Annotated in this window: 3 protein-coding genes; all 3 read left to right on the top strand. The window is 45.3% G+C overall.

Features of this window, described 5'->3' with window-relative positions; translation table 11 throughout:
• Nucleotides 1-546: 546 nt before the first annotated feature.
• A complete protein-coding gene (locus WBA89_RS16250) occupies nt 547-1,731 on the top strand; it encodes a beta-ketoacyl-ACP synthase (protein WP_424408160.1) in 1,185 nt (394 codons plus the stop codon).
• 333 nt (nt 1,732-2,064) lie between these two features.
• Complete coding sequence (locus WBA89_RS16245; protein ID WP_424408158.1) at nt 2,065-3,174, top strand: ATP-binding protein; 1,110 nt, start codon at nt 2,065-2,067, stop codon at nt 3,172-3,174.
• A gap of 101 nt (nt 3,175-3,275) precedes the next feature.
• On the top strand, nt 3,276-3,588 hold a 313-nt coding region (locus WBA89_RS16240; protein ID WP_424408156.1), incomplete at its 3' end, for an ATP-binding protein.

The raw sequence follows: 3,588 nt of genomic DNA, 5'->3' as shown, positions 1-3,588 counted from the left end.
CTGTTACTCAGGGTTTGGAAAATTTTAAGCCTGTTAGTTAGTCATTAGTCAGTTGGCAGTTGGCAGTTGGCAGTTGGCAGTTGGCTGTTGGCTGTTGGCTGTTGGCTGTTGGCAGTAGTCATTAGTTAGTAGTCAGTAATCATTAGTCATTAGTTAGTAGTCATTAGTCATTAGTCATTAGTCATTGGTTACAATTGCAGTGCGAACTTCTAGCTTGCGAACGGGAGGCTAGCACTGCAAAATACTTGTCGCGATCGACGATCGGACAGGATGTGACTAAGCTGTGGCGGCATATAAATTATATGTCAAAAAACAATTCCCCGAATGAGTGGGGAGTAGGGGTTGGGCTTCTAGCCCGCCCAGAACATAGAATTTAAATGTCCGACAGGTTAATAACCAGAGGACTTACGCAGGTAGAGGCCAGAAACCGGGTTGATTCGTAAATATCTAGCGATCGAGCAAAGATTTTTCACAGCAACCTGGCTTCTTTGCGTAAGGAATGAACCAATAACTAATGACTAAAAACTTGGGAGGCTAAGGGCAGATTTGGATGTTGTGGTTACGGGAATTGGTCTTGTTTCGGCTTTAGGTACTCTAGAAAATAGCTGGAAAAAACTGCTGTCTGCGAATTGTGGCATTCGGAAGCATCAGCCTTTTTTAGAACTTTACCCGCAACCTTTGGCTTTAATTGGCACAAAACCTGCTGATTTCATCGCTTTAATTCAGCAGGTTTTGGCAGATGCTTTGCATGATGCTAATTTGACTTTGCCTTTGCCTGATTGCGGGATTGCGATCGGATCGAGTCGCGGCTTTCAGGCAAATTTAGAAATGTTGCTAAGAGGAAAGAAGCAAGAAGGAAGGGAATTCCCGATGCCCGATTCCCAATGCCCAATTCCCAATTCCCAATTACTAATTCCCGATGCTCAATTTGTGGATTTTTTGCCTCACATGGGGGCGATCGCCGCGGCGAGGGCAATTGGTTCGGCGGGGCCCGTGCTGGCGCCGATGGCTGCTTGTGCGACGGGCCTGCAGTCGATCGCCCGCGCTGTTGATTCGATCCGCACCGGTGAGTGTCAGCGGGCGATCGCGGGTGCTGTGGAAGCGCCAATTACACCGCTGACTTTAGCAGGATTTAACCGGATGGGTGCTTTGGCAAAAACTGGCTGCTATCCGTTTGACGAAAATCGGGAAGGCTTGGTGCTCGGCGAAGGCGGGGCTTTATTTGTATTAGAATCGGCCGAGCTGGCACGGCGTCGAGGTGCTAAAATTTATGGACGAGTTTCGGGTTTTGGCTTGACAAATGATGCTTGTTATGCCAGCGCGCCCGATTTGGGGGGGGAAAGTGCGATCGCGGCGGTAAATCAATGTTTGAAACAAAGCAATTTAGCAGTGGCTGATATCGATTTTATTCACGCTCACGGTACTGCAACTGATTTAAATGACCGACACGAAGCGCTGTTAATTCAGAAATTGTTTCGCCCCGGAGTTGCTGTTAGTTCGACTAAGGGCGCTACGGGTCATACTTTGGGAGCTTCGGGAGCTTTAGGCGCGGCTTTTTGTTTGATGAGCATTCGAGATGGGATTTTGCCGCCTTGCACCGGGCTGAAAAAACCGGGGTTTGAATTGGATTTTGTGCGCTGCGGGCGCGAGGCTGCTGTGAGAAATGCGGTTTGTTTGAGTTTTGGCTTTGGCGGGCAGAATGCTGCGATTGTCTTATCTGGCGATCGTTAATTTTTGAGAATTTCGCCGATCGACATTTAAATTGCACGCGCTCGGCAAAGTTAAAATTTTGTAGGGTTTGTTGGATAACTCGATCGCACATCCAACTTAAATCTCATAAACATTACCATATTTATGGATTTTAGTCAATTAACTAAGAATTTTCGTGAAATTGCTGCTGCTGTCCCAGTCTGGCGCTGGCATCCGGAGGCTCGCCTTTTCCTGGCCGGGGATGCCAGAACATAAAGCCCGATTAAAGCAGTATTGTATTTTATCAATGTATCAATGCCGATCGGCGAAGATAGAAGAAAGAAACTGTTTAAGTCAAGCATCAGGTATTATCTCATGGATCTGGCATCTCATCGATTTATGTCTTATTTTGAACCTCTTCAAGCTGCTCACCTGTGCCAAATAGCTGTATTGGAGAGTTTTGCTGAAGAAACAGTAGTTTTTGAAGAAGGAGAAGCGGCCGATTTTTTATATCTAGTTTTAGCCGGTGAAGTCGAATTTAGCAAGCAGATTGAAAACAATAAATATCAAGCTATTGCTGTCGCCGGGCCAGACAATTTTTTTGGCGAACTCGGAGTGTTAGACGGAGAGCCGCGCAGTGCTAGAGCTGTGGCATTTGCGGGTTCGACTCTGGCAAAAATATGTCGCGAAGAACTAATATCTACTCTCGAAGTAGCTAAAGGCAGTTCCGTATTGCAAATGTTTAATTTCATTATTAAAAATTTGCGGGATACTACGGATCAATATGTTAGCCAGTTCGTACACAAACAAAAAATGGTATTGGTAGGAGAGATGGTGAGTACAATCATTCACGATTTCAAAAGTCCTTTTACCGGAATTAAACTCTCCAGCGAAATGCTCAAAGAAATGCACCCCGATGAGGAAACTCAGGAGTGGTGCGAACTCATTCAATTGCAAGTCCAGCGAATGTTGGGGATGGCTGAAGAAGTATTAGAATTTTCGCGCGGTAACTCTACATTAAGTAAAAAACCAGTCAATTTAATCCAGACATTGCAGCAGTTTGAAAAATTGAACAAAGTTTATTTTGACGCGGCAAAAGTAGATTTGGTGATGCAGGCAACAGAAGTGATAGTGGAAGCAGACGAAAATAAAATTTTGCGCGTTTTGCAAAATTTAGTTGGGAATGCTGTTGAAGCTTTTGGCGGGCGCGGGGGGCGAGTAGAGATTATTGTGACACAAAGCGACGAGTGGGCAGAAATTAGCATTTACGATAACGGGCCGGGGATTCCGCAGGCAATTCAGGAAAAGTTATTTGAACCGTTTGTGACTTATGGCAAGCGGACTGGTACTGGCTTGGGAACGGCGATTGCTAAGTCAATTATTGATGCTCACAAAGGGGAAATTACCTATGAATCGGACAATGGAAAAGGGACAATTTTTTACATCCGATTGCCAAAAAATATTGCTGAAGCGGAGCAAGTTTAAGTGGCAGATAGATATCTAGATTTTCTCAATTTTCGTGAAATATAATGTGTAGCGAGTGGCAAAATCAAGTAAAATTTAATTAACGAAATGCTAAAAATCTGATGCCAGTTACTATTCAAACCTTACCCGCAGAAGTTATCAATTTAATTGCCGCCGGCGAAGTGATTGACTCGATCGCCGCTGCGGTACGAGAATTAGTTGAAAATTCTCTGGATGCTGGCGCAACTCGCATCGTTGTGTCTGTCTGGCCCGAACAGTGGCGGGTGCAAGTTGCAGATAACGGTACGGGCATGGATCTGGAAAATTTGCAGCAGGCGGCGGAGCCTCACAGTACGAGCAAAATTACCACGGAAGCAGACCTTTACAAAATTGCTACTTTGGGATTTCGCGGGGAAGCTTTGCACAGTTTGGCTC

This window comes from Microcoleus sp. (assembly GCF_049646505.1).
In the GTDB taxonomy this organism is placed as follows: domain Bacteria; phylum Cyanobacteriota; class Cyanobacteriia; order Cyanobacteriales; family Microcoleaceae; genus Microcoleus.
Note: the sequence above shows the minus strand (reverse complement) of the source record. Positions and strands in the feature narration are given on the sequence as shown.